19 protein-coding genes are annotated in these 15,426 nt (G+C 74.4%); 8 read left to right on the plus strand and 11 right to left on the minus strand.

Features of this window, described 5'->3' with window-relative positions; all coding sequences use genetic code 11:
- Nucleotides 1–27 precede the first annotated feature (27 nt).
- Nucleotides 28–1,026: a cytochrome d ubiquinol oxidase subunit II gene (gene cydB, locus COO58_RS10750; RefSeq protein ID WP_091574429.1), complete on the minus strand. Its 999-nt coding sequence runs from the start codon at nt 1,024–1,026 to the stop codon at nt 28–30.
- 13 nt (nt 1,027–1,039) lie between these two features.
- Nucleotides 1,040–2,452 carry a cytochrome ubiquinol oxidase subunit I gene (locus COO58_RS10755; RefSeq protein WP_218012381.1) on the minus strand — a complete coding sequence of 471 codons (1,413 nt, stop codon included), beginning with the start codon at nt 2,450–2,452 and terminating at the stop codon, nt 1,040–1,042.
- A gap of 176 nt (nt 2,453–2,628) precedes the next feature.
- On the opposite strand from COO58_RS10755, the gene COO58_RS10760 reads away from it, so the two are divergent.
- Together COO58_RS10760 and COO58_RS10765 are read left to right on the plus strand one after the other, a co-directional pair.
- On the plus strand, nt 2,629–3,399 hold the full coding sequence (locus COO58_RS10760) for a 1-acyl-sn-glycerol-3-phosphate acyltransferase (protein ID WP_091574431.1): 771 nt from the start codon (nt 2,629–2,631) through the stop codon (nt 3,397–3,399).
- Between the two features lie 41 nt (nt 3,400–3,440).
- Nucleotides 3,441–4,283, plus strand: coding sequence for an SDR family NAD(P)-dependent oxidoreductase (locus COO58_RS10765; protein ID WP_091574432.1), 843 nt, complete (start codon nt 3,441–3,443; stop codon nt 4,281–4,283).
- A 3-nt stretch (nt 4,284–4,286) separates the two neighbouring features.
- Here the strand turns inward: COO58_RS10765 and COO58_RS10770 are convergent, their stop codons facing one another.
- A complete protein-coding gene (locus tag COO58_RS10770) occupies nt 4,287–4,655 on the minus strand; it encodes a DUF4180 domain-containing protein (RefSeq protein ID WP_098744825.1) in 369 nt (122 codons plus the stop codon).
- Nucleotides 4,648–5,100, minus strand: coding sequence for a helix-turn-helix domain-containing protein (locus COO58_RS10775; protein WP_245666394.1), 453 nt, complete (start codon nt 5,098–5,100; stop codon nt 4,648–4,650). The genes COO58_RS10770 and COO58_RS10775 overlap by 8 nt, the downstream gene beginning before the upstream one ends.
- An 88-nt stretch (nt 5,101–5,188) precedes the next feature.
- Between COO58_RS10775 and COO58_RS10780 the strand changes: the two genes are divergently transcribed.
- From COO58_RS10780 to COO58_RS10790, 3 genes are all read left to right on the plus strand, one after another.
- On the plus strand, nt 5,189–5,956 hold the full coding sequence (locus COO58_RS10780; RefSeq protein ID WP_091574435.1) for a glycerophosphodiester phosphodiesterase family protein: 768 nt from the start codon (nt 5,189–5,191) through the stop codon (nt 5,954–5,956).
- Between the two features lie 17 nt (nt 5,957–5,973).
- Nucleotides 5,974–7,365, plus strand: a complete 1,392-nt coding sequence (locus tag COO58_RS10785; RefSeq protein WP_091574436.1) for an MFS transporter — start codon at nt 5,974–5,976, stop codon at nt 7,363–7,365.
- 67 nt (nt 7,366–7,432) lie between these two features.
- A complete protein-coding gene (locus COO58_RS10790) occupies nt 7,433–8,152 on the plus strand; it encodes a thymidine kinase (protein WP_091574437.1) in 720 nt (239 codons plus the stop codon).
- Here COO58_RS10790 and COO58_RS10795 read toward each other — a convergent pair whose 3' ends face one another.
- Nucleotides 8,153–8,611: a hypothetical protein gene (locus COO58_RS10795; protein WP_091574438.1), complete on the minus strand. Its 459-nt coding sequence runs from the start codon at nt 8,609–8,611 to the stop codon at nt 8,153–8,155.
- 110 nt (nt 8,612–8,721) lie between these two features.
- Between COO58_RS10795 and COO58_RS10800 the strand changes: the two genes are divergently transcribed.
- Nucleotides 8,722–9,873, plus strand: a complete 1,152-nt coding sequence (locus COO58_RS10800; RefSeq protein ID WP_098744826.1) for a PQQ-binding-like beta-propeller repeat protein — start codon at nt 8,722–8,724, stop codon at nt 9,871–9,873.
- 35 nt (nt 9,874–9,908) lie between these two features.
- Nucleotides 9,909–10,274, plus strand: coding sequence for a VOC family protein (locus tag COO58_RS10805; RefSeq protein ID WP_091574440.1), 366 nt, complete (start codon nt 9,909–9,911; stop codon nt 10,272–10,274).
- 4 nt (nt 10,275–10,278) lie between these two features.
- Here COO58_RS10805 and COO58_RS10810 read toward each other — a convergent pair whose 3' ends face one another.
- Nucleotides 10,279–11,124: an LLM class flavin-dependent oxidoreductase gene (locus COO58_RS10810; RefSeq protein ID WP_098744828.1), complete on the minus strand. Its 846-nt coding sequence runs from the start codon at nt 11,122–11,124 to the stop codon at nt 10,279–10,281.
- Nucleotides 11,125–11,153: 29 nt separating this feature from the next.
- A complete protein-coding gene (locus COO58_RS10815) occupies nt 11,154–12,140 on the minus strand; it encodes a tyrosine-type recombinase/integrase (protein ID WP_091574442.1) in 987 nt (328 codons plus the stop codon).
- Between the two features lie 81 nt (nt 12,141–12,221).
- Here COO58_RS10815 and COO58_RS10820 point away from each other — a divergent pair, with 81 nt between their 5' ends.
- Nucleotides 12,222–13,244, plus strand: a complete 1,023-nt coding sequence (locus tag COO58_RS10820; RefSeq protein ID WP_091574443.1) for a YafY family protein — start codon at nt 12,222–12,224, stop codon at nt 13,242–13,244.
- A gap of 7 nt (nt 13,245–13,251) precedes the next feature.
- Here the strand turns inward: COO58_RS10820 and COO58_RS10825 are convergent, their stop codons facing one another.
- The 4 genes from COO58_RS10825 to COO58_RS10840 form a co-directional block, all read right to left on the minus strand.
- A complete protein-coding gene (locus COO58_RS10825) occupies nt 13,252–13,686 on the minus strand; it encodes an Hsp20/alpha crystallin family protein (RefSeq protein WP_091574444.1) in 435 nt (144 codons plus the stop codon).
- 74 nt (nt 13,687–13,760) lie between these two features.
- Nucleotides 13,761–14,270 (minus strand): GNAT family N-acetyltransferase, encoded by a 510-nt coding sequence (locus COO58_RS10830; RefSeq protein ID WP_255292582.1) that lies wholly within the window; start codon nt 14,268–14,270, stop codon nt 13,761–13,763.
- Nucleotides 14,267–14,791: a DUF2087 domain-containing protein gene (locus tag COO58_RS10835; protein WP_098744829.1), complete on the minus strand. Its 525-nt coding sequence runs from the start codon at nt 14,789–14,791 to the stop codon at nt 14,267–14,269. Before COO58_RS10835 ends, COO58_RS10830 begins: the two co-directional genes overlap by 4 nt.
- Nucleotides 14,792–14,874: 83 nt before the next feature.
- Nucleotides 14,875–15,387: a MarR family winged helix-turn-helix transcriptional regulator gene (locus COO58_RS10840; RefSeq protein ID WP_218012346.1), complete on the minus strand. Its 513-nt coding sequence runs from the start codon at nt 15,385–15,387 to the stop codon at nt 14,875–14,877.
- Between the last annotated feature and the right edge of the window lie 39 nt (nt 15,388–15,426).

Genomic DNA, 15,426 nt, shown 5'->3' on the forward strand with positions numbered 1-15,426 from the left:
CGCGTCACCCCTGCGCCCGCAGGTCCATCAGTGTTGCGGAATGTTCTGTACCCCGATCCGGCGTCGGAACACCCAGTACGTCCAACCCTGGTAGGCCAGGACGATCGGCGTGAAGACCACCGCCACCCAGGTCATGATCTTCAGGGTGTAGGGGGTGGACGCGGCGTTGGTGGCGGTGAGCGTGCCGGCCGCGTCGAGGGTGGAGGGCAGCACGTTGGGGAACAGCGCGGCGAACAGCGTCGCCACGGCCAGGGCGATGGCCACGGCGGTTCCGGTGAACGCCCAGCCCTCCCGGCGTACCCGGGCGGCGGCCAGGCCGCCGAGCAGCGCGAGAGCGGCGCCGGCGGCGAGCACGACGGCGGCGGCGCTGGAGCGGATGGTCAGCGACCAGCTCAGGAACGCCACCGCGGCCACGGCGGTGCCGGCGCCGAGCTTGACCGCGAGGGCGCCGGCGCGCTCGCGGATGTCGCCGGTGGTCTTCAGCGCGAGGAACACCGCGCCGTGGGTGAGGAACAGCCCCAGCGTGGTCAGCCCACCGAGCAGCGCGTACGGGTGCAGCAGGTCGAGCAGGCCGCCGACGTACTCGTGGTCGGCGTCGAGCGGCACGCCGCGGAAGATGTTGGCGAACGCCACCCCCCACAGCACGGCCGGCACGGCCGAGCCCCAGAAGATGGCCTGGTCCCAGCGGCGCTTCCAGGACGCCTCGGGCCGCTTGTGCCGGTACTCGAACGCCACGCCGCGGGCGATCAGGGCCAGCAGGATGAGCAGCAGCGGCAGGTAGAAGCCGGAGAACAGGGTGGCGTACCACTCGGGGAACGCGGCGAACATGGCGCCGCCGGCGGTGATCAGCCACACCTCGTTGCCGTCCCACACCGGGCCGATGGTGTTGATCAGGACGCGGCGTTGCCGGTCGTCGCGGCCGAGCACGGGCAGCAGCATCCCGACGCCGAAGTCGAAGCCTTCGAGGATGAAGTAGCCGGTGAAGAGCACGGCCACGAGGAGAAACCAGACGGTCGTCAGTTCCACTGTCGGCTCCGGGTCAGTAGGCGAACGCGAGCGGGCGCTCGGCGTCGTCGGTGTCGTCGTCGGTGGGTTCCGGGGTGAGGTCCGGTACGCCGGCGCGGGCGTAGCGGACCAGCAGCTTGAACTCGATCACCGCGAGGGTGGCGTAGATGAGGGTGAAGGCGGTGAAGGAGGTGAGGACCTCGGTCAGGGAGACGCTGCGGGACACACCGTCGCGGGTGAGCATCTCGCCGAACACGATCCACGGCTGGCGGCCCATCTCGGTGAAGATCCAGCCGAAGGAGTTGGCCAGCAGCGGCAGCACCGGCATGACCAGGCCGGCGCGCAGCAGCCAGCGGCTGGTGGGGGTGCGGCCCTTGCGCTGGCTCCAGAGCACCAGCAGCGCGATCGCGGCGGCGGCCAGCCCGAAGCCGATCATGAAGCGGAAGCTCCAGTAGGTGACCGGGATGATCGGGGCGTAGTTGCCGGGGCCGTACTGGCTGGCGTACTGGGCCTGCAGGTCGTTGATGCCCTGCACGGTGCCGTGGGGGTCGCCGGTGCCGAGGAACGACAGCAGGTAGGGGATCTTGAGGGCGAACACCTCACGGCTGCCGTCGAGGCTGCCGACGGTGAGCACGGAGAACGAGGCCGGGCTCTCGGTGGTGTAGAGGCCCTCGGCGGCGGCCATCTTCATCGGCTGCACCTCGGTCATGATCTTGCCTTGGATGTCGCCGGTGAGGACCACCAGCGCGGACGAGACCAGGACCACCCAGGAGCCGAACTTCGTGGCGAAGCGGTAGGCGCCGGTGTCGGCGCTGCCCCGGTTACGCATCACGTGCCACAGCCCGACGGTCACCACGAGGGACCCGGCGACCAGGAACGACCCGGCGAGGGTGTGCGGGAAGGTGACCAGGGCGACCTTGTTGGTGAGCACGGCGACGAAGTCGGTCAGCTCGGCCCGGCCGCTGTCGGGGTTGATCCGGAAGCCGACCGGGTTCTGCATGAACGAGTTCGCGGCGAGGATGAAGTACGCCGACAGGTTGGTGCCGATCGCGGCGGCCCAGATCGCGGCGAGGTGCAGCCGCTTGGGCAGCCGGTCCCAGCCGAAGATCCACAGGCCGATGAAGGTCGACTCCAGGAAGAACGCCACCAGGGCCTCGATGGCCAGGGGGGCGCCGAAGATGTCGCCGACGAAGCGGGAGTAGTCGCTCCAGTTCATGCCGAACTGGAACTCCTGCACGATGCCGGTGACCACGCCCATGGCGAAGTTGATCAGGAACAGCTTGCCGTAGAACTTGGTGAGCTTGAGGTACCGCTCGTTGCCGGTGCGGTGCCACATCGTCTGCAGGACGGCGACGAGCACGGACAGGCCGATGGTCAACGGCACGAACAAGAAGTGGTAGACGGTGGTGACACCGAACTGCCAGCGGGCGACGTCCAACGCGTCCACCTGAAACCCCCAGCTGTGCATACTACGAGACGTAGTAAATACTACTCGGCGTCGTAGAGAAAGCGGCAGGGCCGCACGGCCCGAACGGTCCCGGGACCAATGACCCTGATCACCTCGGCCGGGTGGCCCGTGCCGGGGCGCACGGTCACCCCCGCACGTGCGACCATCCAGCACTGATGAACAGCACCCCCTGGCGCGCGCCGCTGCTGTGGCGCGGCGCGCAGACGCTCGCCCGCGCCGCCGTCGGGCTGGTCGGTCGGCTGGAGGTCACCGGCGACGTGCCGCAGGCGCTGCGGCACGGGCCGCTGATCCTGGCGGCCAACCACATCAGCCCGTTCGACCCGGTGGTCCTCGCCGCCGCGTGCCGGGTCCGGCGGGTCGCCCCCCGGATCATGGCCACCGCCGGGCTGTTCCGGGCCCCGCTGATCGGGGCGCTGATGCGCCGCGCCGGGCACATCCGCGTCGACCGGGGCACCGCCGCGGTGCACCGGTCGCTGGAGGTCGCCGCCGACGCGGTGGCCGGCGGCTCCGTGGTGCTGGTCTACCCGGAGGGACGCATCGGCCTCGACCCCGGCATGTGGCCCGAACGGGGCAAGACCGGCGCCGCGCGGCTCGCGTTCGCCAGCGGCGCCGCCGTCGTCCCGGTCGCCCAGTGGGGCTCGCACGAGGTGCTGCCCTACCGGGCGCCGAAGGGGATGCTGCGCGGCCTGGCCCGGGCGGTGGCCCGGCGGCCCGTGATCCGGGTGCACTTCGGCGCGCCGGTGACGCTGCGCGACCTGCACCCCACCACGCCCGGCGCGGCCCGCCGCGCCACCGACCGGATCATCGACGCGATCACCGAGGACCTGGTTGCGCTGCGCCCGCTGGAACCCGACCGGCCGCGACACGTCGACCCGGGCCGCCCGGTGGACCCCAGCCGCGCGCACCGCCGCCCCCGGACCGGCTGAAACCCACCCCGGCGCCCCGGCGAGGTGAGACCGTGGCAGGCGTGAGCGCACCCGTCGTGCTGATCACCGGCACGTCCACCGGCATCGGCCTGGAGACCGCCGTGGGCGCCGCCCGCGCCGGCTGGCGCACCGTGGCCACCCTGCGCGACCCCGACCGCGCCGGCCGGCTGCGCGCCGCCGCCGACGCCGCCGGGGTCGGCGACCTGCTGGAGGTACGCCGGCTCGACGTGGTCGACCAGGCCTCGGTCGCCGCCTGCGTCGCCGACGTGGTGGCCCGCCACGGTCGGCTCGACGCGGTGGTCAACAACGCCGGCGCCGGACACGTCGGCACCCTGGAACAGGAGACCGTCGACGACGTGCGGGCGGTGTTCGAGGTCAACTTCTTCGGCGTCCTGCACGTCACCCGCGCGGCCCTGCCACACCTGCGCGCCGCGCGCGGGCGGCTGATCACCGTGACCAGCGTCGGCGGCGTGGTGGGCCAACCGTTCAACGAGGCGTACTGCGCGGCCAAGTTCGCCGTCGAGGGGTTCATGGAGTCCCTCACGCCGGTGGCGGCCACCGTCGGGGTGAGCGTCAGCGTGGTCGAGCCGGGCGCGGTGGCCAGCGAGTTCGTCGCCAACGTCGGGATCGACCGGGACGCGGCGGTGACCGACGCCGGGCCGTACGGGGCGGCGCTGCGGGCGTACCTCGATCGCAGCGCCGCCGCGTTCGCGGCCGCGCAGTCGCCGGCCGAGGCCGCCGCGGCGGTGGTGGCGACGCTGACCGACCCGGAGCCCGCGCCCCGGGTGCAGACCTCGGCCGCAGCCCGGCAGTTCGTCGCGGTCAAACTGGCCGACACCGACGGTCTCGGGGTGACCGCGCTGACCGCCGGCTGGCTGCGGTAACGGTCAGCCGGCGGCGCGCAGCCGCTCGTCGAGCGCGTCCAGGTCGGGCAGGAACCACACCTGGTCATGCCGGTTGGACTCGGCCACCAGTGCGCGCAGCGCGCCGCTTCGCGCCAGGTGGGCCGAGATGTCCCCGACCACCACCAGGCGCAGCCGGTAGTTGACGAACTTCTGCATGACCTCGCCGGCGAACCGGGTGCCCAGCGCGAAGAAGCTCGGATCGAGCCGTGCCGCGGGCACCGCCACCACCGTGGCGCCGAGGAACGCCGCGCCGATCAGGTCCAGCGCGTCGCTCTCGGTGACGATCGGCGGGCCGTCCGGGTCGCAGACCAGCACGGTCGCGCCGCCGAGGTCCCGCAGCTCGTCAGCCACGCTCGGCCCCCTCGCCGGCGAGCAGGCCGTTGTCGCCGCCCAGCACCGCGTCGACCAGCCGCAGCAGGTCGGCGGTGGCGGCGACGTCGCCCAGGATCACGATCTTCATGCGGTGGCGCTCCTCGTCGTGGACCGTCTGCACGCGCAGCGGGCGGTCCGGATCGTGGTGGGTGTTCACGCCGGCGAGCACCAGCGTGGCGAGTCGGTCGGCGGCGGCCCGGTCGACGCCGTCGAGCTGCACGATGCTCGACACCTCCGCCGTCGCCGACGGTGCCGACGACGCCGGACGGCCGGTCAGCGCGTCCAGGTCGGCGCGGGCGATCCGGTACTGCTTGCCGATGCGCACCGCCCGCAGCCGTCCGGCCCGGATGTAGCCGCGCACCGTGCGGACGTGCAGCCCGAGCAGCTCCGCGACTTGCTCCACCGAGTACATGTCGTTACCCATCGCACCCTATGCTAGCGACTTCAGGGAAGGATAGGTAATTTCACCGGCCGGTCACCCCGCTGCCACCTGGGCCCGGCATACTGCCGGCGTGCAGCCCCGTCACGGCTACCTCGACGCGCCCGCGCCGCTGGCCTTCGCCCACCGTGGCGGCGCGGCCGACGGAGACGAGAACACCGCCGCCGCGTTCGCCCGCGCCGTCGCCCTGGGCTACCGGTACGTGGAGACCGACGTGCACGCCACCGCCGACGGCGTGCCGGTGGTCTTCCACGACCCCACACTGCGGCGGGTCACCGGCGAGGCGGGGCGCATCGCCGACCTGCGCTGGGCCGACCTCGCCTCGGTACGCGTCGGCGGCGCCGCCCTGGTCCCCCGCCTCGACGACGTCCTCGGCGCCTGGCCGCAGGTGCGGTTCAACGTCGACGTCAAGGCCGACGGCGGCGTCGAGCCGACCGTCGAGGCGGTCACCCGCGCCGGCGCCGCCGACCGGGTGCTGCTGGCCTCGTTCAGCGACGCCCGGCTGACCCGGCTGCGGGCCCTGGCCGGGCCGAAGGTCGCCAGCAGCCTCGGCATGCGCGGCGTGGCCCGGCTGCGGATGGCCTCGCTGCACGGGCGGCCGATGCGCCTGCCCCCGTCCGTGGTCGCCGCCCAGGTCCCGGTCTCCTACGGGCGGATCCCCGTGGTCGACCGCCGTCTGCTGGCCTACTGCCACCGGATCGGGCTTCAGGTGCACGTCTGGACGATCGATGAACCCGCCCAGATGCACCACTTACTTGATCTTGGTGTGGATGGCATCATGACCGATCACGTCGGCGTGCTCCGCGACGTCTACCGCAGCCGCGGCCACTGGGCCGCCTGAGCCCCGAGGACCACCCGATGGCCGATACGGTCACCCCCGCCGTCGCCGAGCCCGAGCGCCCGGGCAGCACCCGCCGCGAGCGCACCGGCTGGTACTTCTACGACTGGGCGAACTCAGCGTTCCAGACCACCGTCATCACGGTCTTCCTCGGGCCGTTCCTGACCACGGTCACCGAGCTGGCCGCCGGCTGCGAGCTGGGCGCGGACAGCTGCGACGGGGTGGTGCACCCGCTCGGCATCCGGGTCGCCGCCGGCTCCTACTACCCGTACCTGATCTCGCTGTCGGTCTTCCTCACCGTGTTCGTGCTGCCCGTGGTCGGCGCGATCGCCGACCGGTCGGTGCACAAGAAGCGGCTGCTCGCCGCCGCCGCGTTCACCGGCGCCGGCGCGACCATCGCCTTCGCGTTCGTCACCGGCGAGCGGTACCTGCTCGGCGGCGCGCTGTTCCTGATCGCGAACATCTCCTTCGGCGCCGCCGTGGTGGTCTACAACTCGTTCCTGCCGCAGCTCGGCGGCCCGGACGACCGCGACGGCATCTCCAGCCGGGGCTGGGCCATCGGCTACCTCGGCGGTGGGCTGCTGCTCGCGCTCAACCTGGTCGCGGTCACCATGCTCAGCGAGGAGGGCAACGCGCAGCGCACCCTCGACCTGGCCCGCTGGTCGATCGTCTCGGCCGGCGTGTGGTGGGCGGCGTTCACGCTGCTGCCGCTGCGCTGGCTGCGCGAGCACCCCACCGCGGCCGCGCTGCACGGCGGCGCCAACGTGCTCACCGACGGGTTCCGGCAACTCGGCCGCACCCTGCGGGAGATCAAGGCGTACCCGCTGACGCTGTTCTTCCTGCTCGCGTTCCTGGTGTTCAACGACGGCATCCAGACCGTCATCACGCTGGCCAGCCAGTACGGCACCGAGGAGCTGCGGCTGGAGCAGAGCACCCTGATCGTGACCATCCTGCTGGTGCAGTTCCTCGCCTTCGGCGGCGCGCTCGCCCTGGGCGCGCTCGCCCGGCGCATCGGCGCGTGGAAGACCGTGCTGCTGTCGCTGGTGCTCTGGACCGGCGTGATCATCGCGGCGTTCCGGCTGCCCGCCGAGGCGCCCGTGCCGTTCATGATCCTCGGCGGCTGCATCGGCCTGGTCCTCGGCGGCAGCCAGGCGTTGAGCCGTTCGCTGTTCAGCCAGCTCATCCCCGCCGGCAAGGAGGGCGAGTACTACGGGTTCTACGAGATCAGCGACAAGGGCACCAGCTGGCTCGGCCCGCTCGCGTTCGGCCTGGTGTTCCAGCTGACCTCGTCGTACCGGGTCGGCCTGGTGTCGCTGCTGATCTTCTTCGTGGTCGGGTTCGCGCTGCTGGCCGCCGTGCCGATGCGCCGGGCCATCATCGCGGCCGGCAACACCCCGCCCCGGGTCCTCTGACCCGGACGCCGGTCGGTGGATCATCGCCGACCGATGCAGCGGCGTCGATCGGCTAGGCTGCCCCGACGTGACCGACGACGCCGCTGCCGCCCTGACCTGCCTGGCCCGCCCCCTGCCCGGGCCCGGCGACGACCGCGCCGGCGGCTGCGCCGCCGCCCGGGGCGTGGACGGCCGCCCGCTGCACGCCGCCGCGCTGAAGTTCTTCTGGGGCCCGATGGACTGCGGCAAGTCGACGATGGCGCTGCAGATGAACCACAACCACGCCCGGCAGGGCCGGCGCGGCCTGGTCACCACCCGCATCGACCGTTCGCTCGGCCCACAGGTCACCACCCGCATCGGCCTGGCCCACGAGGCCGTCGAGGTCACCGACGACCTCGACCTGCGCGACCTGGTCCGCGACGCCTGGGCCGAAGGGGTACGGGTCGACTACCTGATCTGCGACGAGGCGTCGTTCTACAACCTGGAGCACGTCGAGCAGATGGCCGAACTGGTCGACAAGTTCGACGTCGACGTCTACGCGTTCGGCCTGGCCACCGACTTCCGCTCCTGCCTCTTCCCGGCCGCGCAGCGGCTGTTCGAACTGGCCGACGAGGTGGCCCGCATCCAGGTCGAGGTGCTCTGCTGGTGCGGGCGCGAGGGCCTGCTCAACGCCCGCGTGGTGCGCGGCGAGGTGGTCCGCGAGGGCGCGCAGGTGGTCATCGGCGACACCGTCGACACCGCCGACGTGCGCTACCAGGTGCTCTGCCGGCGGCACTACCGCTCCGGCGACCTCGGGCCGCGCGCCTGATCAGAACGGGTCCCCGCACACCCGCCAGCCCCCGTCCTCCGGCACCACCGACAGCTCCCGCTCCTCGCTGCCGCCGCCGTCGCGGTTGATCCGCACCACGACCGTGCCGCGCGGCCGACCGCCCCGGGTCGCCACCGACACGTCGACGATCTCGTAGCCGCTGACCACCGGCGGCGTGCGCATCCAGCTGCCGAACCCGACCTGGCTCCACCGGCCGCGCGTCTCCCGGCACAGCCGCTCGTAGGCCCGGTCGGTGTCGCCGGCCGCGACGTCGCGGAAGAATCCGTCCGCGGTCTCCCGCACCGGCCCGTCGGCCTGCAGCACCACCTGGGCGTTCCACACCGCCAACCCGGCCACCCCGACCAGGCAGGTGCCCAGCCCGAGCACGGCGACCAGCACACCGGCGCGTACCGGCCGGCGACGCCGGGCCGGCCGATGCCATCCCTGCTCCCTGCCCATCACCACCGACGGTAGGCAACCGGCGACCGGCGCGCAGCCGGTTGCGCCGCTGTCGTACCGCGACGGCGGATCGTCTACCGTCGGCGCACGACCCCCTCAAGGAGCGGTGGATGACGCGTGACGGGCGCCCGCAGACGGCCGTGATCGAACTGGACCGGCCACCCGCGCGACCACAGCCCCGCCCGCCTCGCCGCCGCCGGTGGCGGACCGCGGCGACACTGGCCGGATGCCTGCTGCTGGGCGCCGCCGCGCCGCCGCGCTCCGGGCCGGTCACCGGTCTGCCGCTGCCCGCCCGGGTCGCCCTGCTCGGCGCCGGCGGGCTGCTGCTCGTGGCCGATCCGCCCGCGCTGACCGCGTACGGCCGCGACGGCCGGGTGCGGTGGCGGGGTCCGGCTCCCGTCGGCGCCTGGTCCGCGGCGGCCACCGAAGACCTGATCCTGGTCACCGGCCGCGACAGCACGCGGCAGGTGACCGGCACCTGGGCGTACGCGGTCGGCACCGGAGAGGTGCGCTGGTACCGGCCCGATCGCGTCCGGCCCGCCGGTGACGGCGCGGTGGCGGTGACCGAGGTCCGCAGCGTCGCCGACCCGGGCCAGCGGATCCAGGGCGCGGTGCGCGGCGTCGACCTGGCCACCGGCGTCGACCGGTGGTCGGTGCCGGTGCCGTCGACGGCCGTGCTGGCCACCACGCCCGGCCGGGTCGTGGTGGTGCACGACGACGGGCTGGCCCGGGTGCACGACGTGCGCGACGGCGCCCGGCTCGGCGAGACCCGACTGCCCCCGGCCGGCTACGCCCCGGGCAATCCCCTCGTCGTCGGCACGCACCTGGTGCTGCGGCACCCGGCGCCGGCCGGCGCCGCCCTCAGCGGCTACGACCTGCCGGCGCTGACCCCACGCTGGCGCCGGCTGCTGCCGGCCGGGGAGACACCCTCCGCGGGCTGCGCCGCGGTGCTCTGCCTGAGCGGCGTGCGGGACCGGCGTGCGCTCGACCCGGCCACCGGCGAGCAGGTGTGGCGCTGGCCCGGCGGCGCCGACTGGCGGGCCGGCGCCGACGACGGAGACCCGGCCCGGCAGGTGCTGCTGCGCCCCGCCCGCGTCGACGGACCCACGCTGGTGGTCACCATCGGCCGCGACGGTCCCCGACCGGGGCCGGTGCTGCCCGCCGGCACCCGCGACTGTCACGCCGTGGCCGGCGCGCTGGCCTGCCGGGGACCGCACGGGCGGCTGGCGGTGTGGCCGTGGGGATCCGCCGGAGGTACCTGACAGCAGGTGACAGGTACCGGCGACACACTGCCGGCATGACGACGCACGCCGACCTCGCGATGGTCAACCTGGACAGCTCCGACCCGGCCGCGCACGCGGCCTTCTACGCCCACGCCCTCGGCTGGGAGATCACCCACAGCGAGACCGAGTACGCCATGATCACCAAGGACGGGACCTCGATCGGCTTCGGCCGGGTGCCCGGGTACGCGCCGCCGGCCTGGCCGGACCCGACCGGCGGCAAGCGCTACCACCTCGACCTCACCGTCGACGACGTGGCGGTCGCGGAGAAGGACCTGGTGGCGGCCGGGGCGACCCGGCCGGAGTTCCAGCCCGGCGGCGAGCGGTGGACCGTGCTGCTCGACCCGATCGGGCAGCCGTTCTGCCTGTGCCCCCGACGCTGACCGGTCAGCGCAGCGGGCCGCGGGCGACCGCGGCCCGCATCGCGGCCGGGTCACCGGCCGGCACGTACTCCAGCCACCAGGTGGCGCCCGCCCCCGCCAGCTCCGCCAGGTAGGCCCGCTCGGCCCGCTCGTCGGCCCGGCGACGCCTGCCGCCGACCACCACGTCGAACGGCTGCCCGTCGGCCCGGGTGGCCGGCAGCGCGGCGACCAGGTCGGCGACCGCGTCCGGGGTGAAGTCGGACCAGTCGTCGGTGTCGGTCAGCTTGTAGGGCACGATCCCGTCGGCCCGGGCGGCACGCCGCAGCACCGCCCCGGCCTGGGTGCTGCCGCCCACCCAGACCGGCACCCGCGGCGACTGCACCGGCGCGGGACGCAGGGCCACGCCCTCGGCCCGGTAGTGGGTGCCCTGGTGCGTGACCCGCTCGCCGCCGAGCAACCCGACCAGCAGGTCGAGGCCCTCGTCGAGCATCGCGGCGCGGGTCCTGAGGTCGGTCGGCTCGCCGAACGCGGCCAGGCCCCGGTCGCCGGGGTCGCCGACACCGACCGCGACGCCGGCCCGCCCGCCGCTGAGGTGGTCGAGGGTGAGCACCTCACGGGCCAGCTTGGCCGGGCGGCGTCGGGGCAGCGCGGTCACCGTGGTGCCCAGCCGCACCCGCTCGGTGCGCCCGGCCACCGCCGCCAGCACCAGCCACGGGTCCCAGGTGGGCGGCTCGTCCCCGGCGTGGTGGATGAGGTAGTCCTCCAGGAACACGCCGTCCCAGCCGGACCGCTCGGCCAGCTCACCGAGCGCCACCAGCTCGGCCACCGTCACCGCGGCGCCGCCGCAGCAGATCTCCAACCCGTGTCGCACGCCGGCACCCTACGACCCGGGTACGACGCTCACCCGCGGCGGCGGGCGCGGGCCGCCCAGATCGCGTACGCCGGGTCGCGGTCCAGATTGTGCCGGTCGCGGTCGTAACGGCGGGTGGTACGCGGGTCGGCGTGACCCATGGCGTCCTGCACGTCCTCCAGCGGCACCCCCTCGGAGCGGGCCGTGGTGGCGAACGCGTGCCGCAGCGAGTGCGGTGACAACCGCGCCCAGGCGGCGATCCCGGCGGTCTGCGCGAGCCGGCGCACCAGCCGGAACACGGCGTGCCGGTCCAGCCGGCCCCCGGTCGCGGTGACCAGCAGCGGACCGGTCAGCTCCGGCACCGTGACGCCCTGCGCGGCGGCCCGGGCGGCCAGGTAGGCGTCGAGCGCGTACGCGGTGCCGGGGGTGAGCGCGCGGCGACGAGCCTTGCCGCCCTTGCCGACGAAGCGGACGCTGCGGTGGCCGCGTTCGCTGCCCAGGTCGGCCAGGTTCAGCGAGACCAGCTCGCCGACCCGCAGCCCCAGGTCGGCCAGGAGCGCCAGGGTGGCCCGGTTGCGGGCGGCGGTCGGGCCGGTGTCGGCGTCGGCGGCCGCGAGCAGCGCGTCGACCTCCTCCGGGCTCAGGCCGACGGTGGCGGAGTGGTCCCGGTCGACCCGGGGGCGGTCCGCCGCCGCGACCGGGTTGGCCGGCACCGCGCCCAGCTTCGCCAGGAAGTCGTACCAGCTGGACAGCGCGGACAGCCGGCGTGCCACGGTGGCCGGGGTCAACGGCCGGCCGTCGCGGCCCCGGGGGGTGGACTCCAGGTCCCGGCCGTAGGCGTTGACGTCGAGGAAGGTGACCCGCAGCGGGTCCAGCCCGCGCTCGGCGCACCAGGTCAGCCAGCCGGTGACGTCCCGCCGGTACGCGTCGCGGGTGTGCTCGGACAGACGCCGGTTGCGCAACCACGCCTCGGTGAAGTCGGCCGGACCGCCGGGCAGCGCGGGACGCGCGTGGGACAGCACCTCGGGACGCAGCATGTGAGAAAGGTTCTCAGTCGGCGGGGCGTTTCGCGACGAGGCGCGCCCGGGCGGATTCGCCGCGCGGGTTACCGTCACCGGGTGCGCGCCAGCCGGCTGGTCTCCCTGCTGCTGCTCCTGCAGACCCGGGGGCGGACGACCGCCCAGGAACTCGCCGACGCCCTGGAGGTGTCGGTGCGGACCGTCTACCGCGACATCGAGTCACTCGGCGCCGCCGGCGTGCCGGTGTACGCCGACCGCGGGCCGGCCGGCGGCTACCGCCTGCTGGAGGGCTGGCGTACCCGGCTGACCGGCCTGACCGGGCCGGAGGCCGAGGCGTTGTTCCTCGCCGGCGTGCCCGGGCCGGCGGCGGAGCTGGGTCTGGCGTCGGTGGTGGCCGCCGCCGAGCTGAAGGTGCGCGCCGCGCTGCCCGGGGACCTGGCCGACCGCACCGGCCGGATCCGGCAGCGGTTCCACCTGGACGCCCCCGGCTGGTTCCGGCACCCCGAGCCGGTGCCGCACCTGGAGACGCTGGCCGGCGCGGTGTGGGAGGACCGGCTGGTGCGGCTGCGGTACCGGCGCTGGCGCGCCCCGCGCGAGGTGAGCCGGACGGTCGCCCCGCTGGGCGTGGTGCTCAAGGCGGGCCGGTGGTATCTGGTGGCCCGGTGCGGGGAGCAGATGCGCACCTACCGGGTCGGGGCGGTGCTCGACGCGGTGGTCACCGAGGAGCGCCACGACCGCCCGGACGACTTCGACCTGGCCGCCTACTGGCGGGAGTGGACCGCGCGCTACGAGCGCGACGTCTACCGGGGCGAGGCGCGGATCCGGCTCACCGTGGCCGCGCTGGAGTTCATGCCGTACGTCTTCCCGCCGGAGATGAGCCGGGCGGCCCGGGCGGCGGCCGGCGAACCGGGCCCGGACGGCTGGTTGGAGACCACCGTGCCGATCGAGTCGGCCCGGCACGCCCACGCCGAGCTGCTCAAGCTCGGCGCCGAGGTGGAGGTGCTGGCGCCGGCCGAGCTGCGGGACCGGTTCACCGCCACGGCGCACGCGCTGACCCGGCTCTATCCCGCCGACGCCGAGGCGGGGTCGGCCGGCGCTCCGGCCTCCCCCGCCTCGGCGTGACCCGCGCTCAGGCGGTGGTGAGCTGCCGGTGGCCGTTGCCCTCCGCGGTCGACGTGACCGTGATCCGGCGCGGCTTGGCCCGCTCGGCGACCGGGATGCGCAGCGTCAGCACCCCGTTGTCGTAGCCGGCTTCGAGGCGGTCGGTGTCGAGCGTGTCGCCCAGGAACAGCTGGCGGGTGAAGGTGCCCATCGGGCGCTCGGCGGCGACCAGTTCGACGTTCTCGCCGGTCGGGCGGCGCCGCTCGGCGCGGACGGTCAGCACGTTGCGCTCGACCGTGCAGTCGATGCTGTCCGGGTCCACGCCGGGCAGGTCGAAGGCGGCGTAGAAGTGGTCGCCGTCGCGGTAGGCGTCGAGGTGCATCACGGCCGGCCGGGTGGTGGTGCCGAAGAACTGCTCGGCGATCCGGTCGATCTCACGGAACGGGTCGGTGCGCATCAACATGGCAGTGCCTCCTCGGTTCTCCTGGCCCAAGGTCTCACGTTGAGTCTGGTCGACTCAACTTCCCGATTTCTGTTTTAGCGCGGCGTCGCGGCGTCGTCAACTCGCGCCGGCAGTGACTTCTCGAACCAGTGCTGCGCGTACGGGCCGGAGGTGTAGGCGGGGATCTCCCGGTAGCCGTGGCGGGTATACAGGGCGCGTGCCTCGACCAGGTCGGAGCGGGTGTCCAGGCGGATCCGGGCCGCCCCCGCGTCGACCGCGTACGCCTCGGCCGCCGCGAGCAGGGCCGCGCCGCCACCGGCGCCCCGGTGCGCCGGGCGCACGTACAGCCGGGTCAACTCCGCCCAGCCCGGCCGCCACCGCAGCCCGGCGCACCCGGCGGGAAGGCCGTCGTGGTGAGCTGTCATCAGCAGGCCGGTGGGCGGGGCCAGGTCGTCGCTGGGCATCTCGGTCAGCGCGGCGTCGACCTCGCCGGGCCGCTCCGGGCGGCCGTACCAGCGGCGGACCATCTCCGCCATGTACTCCCGCAGCAGCACCCGCGCGACCGGAGCGTCGGGCGGGTCGAGGCGGGTGTGCCAGCCGGTCACGGGCCGGTCCGCCAGTAGACGCCGTGCTCGCGGGTGAGCAGCATGTCGTCGACCAGGTAGCGGCGCAGCGTCACGTGGTCGGCCTCGCCGCCGGCGCACCAGGGGCGCAGCGCGTCGTCCACCGCCCGTTCCGGATAGCGCAGCCCGGGTTCGAAGGTGTGCGTGGTGATGTGTTCCAGCAGCACGCGGCGGCGGCCGCGCTGCGCGGGCAGCCGGGTCAGCGCGCCGTCGCGCAGGAACGTGCGCAGGATCGACTCGCGCCGGTCGGCGGGCGGGGCCGACGGCGTCGCCCCGGAGCGGGCGACGTCGCGCAGCCACCCGTCGTCGACGCGCAGCCCGGAGCCGTCGTCGACGAGCACGCCGGTGTCGGTGAGCCGGCGCACGGCGGTGGCCACGTCGCGGGCCGGCAACCCGGTGCGGGCCACCACGGCGGGCACGTCCCGGGCGCCGAGGACGACGGCGGCGAACACGGAGCGGCGGCGCTCGTCGGCGAGCGCGCCCGCGAGGGCATGGGCGGTCATGCCCGGCAGCCTGTCAGCACCCGACGCGGACGGCCAGGCGTTTTCCGCCCGTGCGGGGGATGCCCGCCGGCGGTGTCAGGCCGTCACGGGCCCCCGACGTTTCCGGTCGGTCGCTCGGCGGCCGAGTTCACCCGGCGCAGCAGGTCGGCCAACGTCCGCCGCTCCGCCGCGTCCAGTGTGCCGAGCACCCGGTGCTCCTCGTCGCCGACGACGTCCAGGGCCCGCCGCCAGATGGCCTCGCCGGCCTCGGTGAGCGCCACGTCGACGCGCCGCCGGTCGACCTCGGACGGGATCCGGCGCACGAAGCCGCGCCGGACCAGGGCGTCCACCCGGGCGGTGATCGAGGCGGGCGCCATCCGCAGCGCGTCGGCGATCTCCGACGGGGCGGCGCGCCCGCCGCGCCCGGCGAGGACGTGCAGCGTGCCGTACTCCTTCTCCTGCAGGTCGAGGTCGGCCAGGACCCGGTCCTTGACCGCGCGCAGGTGCCGGGTGAGCAGCATCATCCGCACCACCGCACCCTCCACGTCGGGGTCGAGGTCGGGCAGGACGGGCTGCCAGCGCGCCACGTGCTGGTCGACGGAGTCGGGGTCGGTCACGGCAACCACGGTACGTCGAACCCGAAATATTCGTTGTCG

The sequence above is a fragment of the Micromonospora sp. WMMA1996 genome (genome assembly GCF_002573675.1).
Lineage (GTDB): Bacteria > Actinomycetota > Actinomycetes > Mycobacteriales > Micromonosporaceae > Micromonospora > Micromonospora sediminicola.

Bases quoted from the DNA above. Each gene is read 5' to 3' on its own strand.
- COO58_RS10760 (WP_091574431.1), top strand. From the start codon at position 2,629: ATGAACAGCACCCCCTGGCGCGCGCCGCTGCTGTGGCGCGGCGCGCAG.
- COO58_RS10775 (WP_245666394.1), bottom strand. From the start codon at position 5,100: ATGGGTAACGACATGTACTCGGTGGAGCAAGTCGCGGAGCTGCTCGGG.
- COO58_RS10785 (WP_091574436.1), top strand. From the start codon at position 5,974: ATGGCCGATACGGTCACCCCCGCCGTCGCCGAGCCCGAGCGCCCGGGC.
- COO58_RS10795 (WP_091574438.1), bottom strand. From the start codon at position 8,611: ATGGGCAGGGAGCAGGGATGGCATCGGCCGGCCCGGCGTCGCCGGCCG.
- COO58_RS10800 (WP_098744826.1), top strand. From the start codon at position 8,722: ATGACGCGTGACGGGCGCCCGCAGACGGCCGTGATCGAACTGGACCGG.
- COO58_RS10805 (WP_091574440.1), top strand. From the start codon at position 9,909: ATGACGACGCACGCCGACCTCGCGATGGTCAACCTGGACAGCTCCGAC.
- COO58_RS10815 (WP_091574442.1), bottom strand. From the start codon at position 12,140: ATGCTGCGTCCCGAGGTGCTGTCCCACGCGCGTCCCGCGCTGCCCGGC.
- COO58_RS10825 (WP_091574444.1), bottom strand. From the start codon at position 13,686: ATGTTGATGCGCACCGACCCGTTCCGTGAGATCGACCGGATCGCCGAG.
- COO58_RS10835 (WP_098744829.1), bottom strand. From the start codon at position 14,791: ATGACCGCCCATGCCCTCGCGGGCGCGCTCGCCGACGAGCGCCGCCGC.